At 45.7% G+C, this 5290-nt stretch carries 6 protein-coding genes; 1 reads left to right on the forward strand and 5 read right to left on the reverse strand.

Features of this window, described 5'->3' with window-relative positions:
* Positions 1 to 22 precede the first annotated feature (22 nt).
* On the forward strand, positions 23 to 304 hold the full coding sequence (locus CAG69_RS12195) for a YrhK family protein (RefSeq protein ID WP_025768568.1): 282 nt from the start codon (positions 23 to 25) through the stop codon (positions 302 to 304).
* A gap of 122 nt (positions 305 to 426) precedes the next feature.
* Here the strand turns inward: CAG69_RS12195 and CAG69_RS12200 are convergent, their stop codons facing one another.
* From CAG69_RS12200 to CAG69_RS12220, 5 genes are all read right to left on the reverse strand, one after another.
* Complete coding sequence (locus CAG69_RS12200; protein ID WP_138939430.1) at positions 427 to 1266, reverse strand: energy-coupling factor transporter transmembrane component T family protein; 840 nt, start codon at positions 1264 to 1266, stop codon at positions 427 to 429.
* Complete coding sequence (locus CAG69_RS12205) at positions 1263 to 3002, reverse strand: ABC transporter ATP-binding protein (protein ID WP_161444391.1); 1740 nt, start codon at positions 3000 to 3002, stop codon at positions 1263 to 1265. The genes CAG69_RS12200 and CAG69_RS12205 overlap by 4 nt, the downstream gene beginning before the upstream one ends.
* A 6-nt stretch (positions 3003 to 3008) precedes the next feature.
* The gene (locus CAG69_RS12210) at positions 3009 to 3557 is read right to left on the reverse strand and encodes an ECF-type riboflavin transporter substrate-binding protein (protein ID WP_006741939.1); all 549 of its coding nucleotides are present in this window, start codon (positions 3555 to 3557) and stop codon (positions 3009 to 3011) included.
* Between the two features lie 337 nt (positions 3558 to 3894).
* Complete coding sequence (locus CAG69_RS12215) at positions 3895 to 5025, reverse strand: HlyD family secretion protein (protein ID WP_161444393.1); 1131 nt, start codon at positions 5023 to 5025, stop codon at positions 3895 to 3897.
* A partial coding sequence (locus tag CAG69_RS12220) for a DUF3302 domain-containing protein (protein WP_161444395.1) occupies positions 5025 to 5290 on the reverse strand: 266 nt, incomplete at its 5' end. The genes CAG69_RS12215 and CAG69_RS12220, both read right to left, overlap by 1 nt.

Here is a 5290-nt window from a genome sequence, read left to right on the forward strand (position 1 = left end):
ACAATAAGAGGGGAGCTATACAGTGCAGATACATGGCAGAGAGTTGGATTTAGATCTAGGAAGCCGTCACATCGTTATTCAGCGCCGCTATGAGGCGTTAGGAGCTGCAAACGACCTACTCATTGCTATTTGGTTTTTAATTGGTAGCTTTTTCTTTTTGAATGATTCGTTGATTGAAAGTGGCACTTGGCTTTTCATCGTGGGCAGTGCGCAGTTGATCATTAAGCCCCTGATAAAACTGATGAGTTTAGTTCATGTTGGTCGTTTAAATAAGCAACTTTCTGGCACATCAGCGAGCCGCTGAAATTACCGTTTCTTTTTAATACTTGCAAGCAAGAAGCCAACAGGCGAGTTACCGAGGGGAAAGACGGAAGATAACGTGGTCACAACACTAACCACGTTATGTTTAGTTTGAAGCTTCAGAATTTAAAACGGATACCAGAACAGTTGTGTGTCCATAACACGCTTGCTGATCGCAGCAATCACTATCACCGCAATCCCCGCCATACAGATCATATCGGCTTTGGTCAGGGGTTTTAGGCTGTACCAAGTGCGAGAGGAGTGACGGCCAAAACCACGTAGCGTCATCGCGTTTGAGATTTGATCGGCTCTGTCCAAACTAGAGAAAATCAGAGGTCCAAGAATCTTCGCGACGTTCTTCATACGAGTGAACAACGGAGCCTTCTTGCTCAGTTCTACTCCGCGTGCTTGTTGCGCGTGCATGATGTTAACAAAGTCCTTTTTCACTTCCGGCAAGTAGCGCAGCGTTAAGCTTACGGCATAGGCGATTTTGTAAGGTACACCCAAGCGGTTCAAGCTGGCTGAAAACTCCGTCGGATGAGTGGTAAATACAAACACCAACGCGATTGGGAACATGCTGAAGTATTTTAACGTCACCGTTACTAAGTAAAACAACGTCTCTTGAGTGAGCGAGTAATTACCGGGTAACGAGAGTAAAACCGTTGATGAGCCCATGAACTCAGTACCTTGTTGCGGCGCTAACGCGAACATAAACAGGGCATTGATCAGTAATACCGTGCCTGTACCGAATAACAGCGGTTTGTAGACATGAAAGGGCACTTTGGTCATTTTCAATAAGCCTAAACCAAGCACGATCAACAGCGCGATGATTCGCAAGTCAAATGTGGTCAATACCACCGTTACCCAAGCAATGAAAAGCAAGAACTTAGTAATGCCATTCAACTTATGAAGTGGCGATTGGGTATCGATGTAGTTGATACCAAACTTCATTTTGTTGTCTTTCATGCCACTGCTTTCTCTGGTTGGTTTACTTCGCCGCTTTTTCGTTGGCGGTGCGCTTTTTCTACATTGATAAAATGCTGCATAAAGCCATTGGTGTCTTCGATGCCAACTTTCGTAGCCAACTCAAACAGACTTGTTGTAGTGAGGTTTGCTTGGTCTAGTAGCTCTGGACTGCTGAATACCTGCGTCATTGGTGCATCCGCGACTAATTTACTGTCTGCAATCACGATAGAGCGCGAGGTGTATTCCAACACTAAATGCATGTCATGAGAGATGATCATCACGGTTACGCCCAACTCGCGATTGAGCTTTTCGATGAAACTCAGCATAGACGTGTAGTTTCGATAGTCCTGACCTGCCGTCGGTTCATCAAGGATCAGAAGCTCTGGTTCCAATACCAAAATTGACGCAATGGTTACGCGCTTTTTCTGGCCGTAGCTCAATGCTTCGATTGGCCAGTGACGGTATTTGCTCAAACCGCACAGCTCAAGGACTTCCAATACCTTCGCTTCGACTTGTTTCTCTTCAACGCCACGGTTACGCAGGCCGAAAGCCACTTCGTCGAAAATCATGTGATGCGAAATCATATGATTTGGGTTTTGCATTACCACGCCAACCTTTTGGCTGCGCTCGAAAATTGTTAGTTCGTTTAAGTCTTGGCCGTTCAAGATCATCGAACCTTGGTCTGGTTCAATCACGCCCATCACAAGCTTAGTGATGGTGGATTTACCGGAACCGTTTTTACCCAAAACCGAAACGAATTCGCCGCGTTTTACATCGAAGCTAACGTCTTCAAGTGCGTTTTTCTCACCATCGTATGAATAGGTAAGGTTACGAACAGCCAGAAGAGTCTCGGCTTGCTTTTCAACATTGGTTGCTTTTGAGGCTTCAAACCATGCGCTGACGGCGGATTGGTATTGCGCCAATGGCAATGTGCTTAAGCTCGATGGTTTTGCATCGCCTTCAATCGCGCAGCCTGCTTCTTTCAAAGCAGAAAGGTAAAGAGGCTCACGGATACCGTATTCTTCAAGAAGCGGGGACGCTAAGATTTCATCTGGTGTGGTATCTGCGATGATTTCACCACTTTCCATCAGAATAATTCGGTCAACAGAGCGATGCAGTACATCCTCAAGACGGTGCTCGATAATGATGATGGTTTTGCCCGTTTCGCGGTGTAGATCATCGATGATCTCGATGGTTTTTTTACCCGTTTTAGGGTCAAGCGCAGCTAGTGGTTCATCAAACAAAAGGATATCGACGTCATCGACGAGAATGCCCGCCAAAGAAACACGCTGTTTCTGCCCGCCAGATAAATCGTGGGGAGAGCGATCTAACATCTGTTCCAAGTCGACCATTTTGGCCGTGGCTTTGACCAATGGGTACATGTCGATGTTAGAAGTTAGCTGGTTTTCCAGCGCAAATGCGATGTCTTCGCCAATGCTCAAACCGACGAATTGGCTGTCCGTATCTTGCAGTACGGTGCCAACTTGCTCAGTGTATTGGTGCATGTCGAAAGGGGCGGTGTCTTGACCATTGATGGTCAATGTTCCACTGGTTTCCCCTTTGATTGCGTGTGGGATCAGTCCGTTAAGACATTGTCCAAGGGTAGATTTACCACTACCACTTGGACCGATAATGACGATTTTCTCTCCTTTCTCTATCCTTAGATTGATATTTTTTAGCGTCGGTTTGTCCAGCGACTCATATCTAAAAGAGAAGTTAGAAAATTCGATTGTCATTCGACATTAAGCCTCTGTTAAGTTACGGCTTTGCTTGTTACGTTTAGCGACAGACTTAAGAATGAAGAAGCCAACAATAGCAATAAGAATGGTGTTACCGATCGCGATAATTGAAAGCTGGGTAAACACTTTAGTGAACGGTTCTGCGTATAAAATCGTGTCGAGGAATGCAGAGCAACCGTAACCAAATACGTTGCCTAATAGCGCAAGTACTACGAATAACACGAAGTCTTTCATATTGAAATCGCCTTTCTCTAAACGGTAGCGCGTTAGAGAAGGGAATAGACCGATAATCAAACCAACAATACCTGAACCAAGTACCCAAGTGAGCCATACGCCCCAACCTGCGAATAGGTCAGTGACCCAGTGGCCAATAAAACCAACCAAAAAGCCAACAAGTGGGCCAAATAGTACTGAGAATAATGCTAATACTGCCATGGCTGGTTTTAGCGTTGTGTTTGCAAACACAGGGATGCCAAACATAGGTAAGCCACCGATGCCGTAAAGAGCAGCACCAATTGCAATAACCACAACGGTTTTAGCAGAAAGATTCATAGATAACCTCAGTTCAATGGTCGATTTTAAAGAACGTTCATTTATATTGTTGGAAAGCATTGGTTATTTGATTGTGTAACATATATCCAAAACAACCAAGCTGCTTATTGTTTGCTCTATTTTTCTTCAGGAAATGTGTGATTTGATTCACGTATCCCTTTGACTGGCTTTGTTTTTTAGCAAGCATTAAAAATAAGGCGCGCATTATACAGAATATTGATAAAAGTGGGAATGCTATCTGTCTGGATGGCTAGAATGAAATCGGAGGCTGATTGCCAGCCCCCGATTACACTTTCTGATACTATTTTCATCGATAAATGAATGAGCTAGCTGTTCATTAATGGTCTAGGTACAAATAGTTCTGCCAGCTCTTCATGCGAATCAGCACTTTGCGCATCACTGACACGTGAGTAAAGCTGTCTGAGTAAACGGCGACTTCAACCGCGGTACCCATTGGTAGGTGGTATTCGCTCAAATCGTCCGTGATTTTCAGCTTCGCAAATACACGTCCGCTTGTGCGCAGGGCATCGGTACCAAGCAGAGCACCTCTGGCTTGAATTTGGCTTTCACCAATGGCTGGAATCACGTCGATGACTTCGCCACGGAATACCTTGCCCGGTATCGCACGGAACATAAACTCCGCTTCAAAGCCTGCCTTCAAACGTTGTAGCGAGTTTTGTCTGAATGCCGCGGTGTACGTAATGTCTTCGGTATGCACGAAGGTCATTGCAGGGGCAAGCGGCAACGGCACAGCCATCACACCAGGGCGTAAAGCCAATTGCGTAACGTAACCATCGGTTGGCGCACGAACGACGGTTTGCTCAAGGTTGAACTCTGCTTTACGTAGCTCAGCGAGTAGTTGCGCGACTTGGGTATTCTCACCGCCGATTTCCGACTCTAATGCGATCTGTGCTTGCTCTTGCTGCAAAATGGCAACGTCTAACATGGCTTCTGCCGCTTTGTACGCTTGGCGTCGAGTATCTAAATCTTGTTCCGTAAACGCGCCGCGATCAAAGCCCCTTTGATATCGGCTAAATTCTCTTTGCGCTTTATCTCTATCGGCTTGCGCTTTCAAAACTGCCGCTTCTGCTTCTCTCAAGTCAGACTCTAAACCCAGCGCGCCTTGGCTTGCTTCTTTCACTTTCGCTTCAAGGCGTGCGACTTCCGCTTCAAAAGGCACAGGGTCGATTTTGAAAAGAATATCGCCGGTTTTGAGCGGTTGGTTCGCTTGAACGGGCACTTCCACAACGCGGCCACGTACACCAGAGACGATGGGCGTGGTTGGGAATACTTGGTTACCTAACTGAGTAAATGGGTGATTGTAGTTCATAAGCAGCACGAGTGTCCCTATCAACACTACGCCGCCAAGTACGGCAGTGGGTACAGTCCACTTGTTCAAAGGAATATTAAAGACTTTAAAAATGGCGATACAAAGAGCTGCATAAGTCAGAATCAGCAATAAATCCATTATTCGTCCTCTTTACTTTGTTCAGTCAAAGGCTTTTGCTGAATCTTTTGTTGTTTCAACATCGATACTTCGTTTTTGAGTTCGTTGACTTCGTCGATGAGTTCTTCAAGGCGTTGATGAATGTCGTGGGTTTCTTGTTCTAGTTGTTTGAAGCCCCAGCCTCGCTCCTTGCGCCACAATGTTGCCCATATCCATAAAAATGGCCACAGTGCATGTAAAGTGAAAAGGCTAACCCAGCCTGTGTAATGAATTGCGTCTTGATGAG

Source organism: Vibrio sp. V43_P6S15P86 (assembly GCF_009904725.1).
Lineage (GTDB): Bacteria > Pseudomonadota > Gammaproteobacteria > Enterobacterales > Vibrionaceae > Vibrio > Vibrio diabolicus.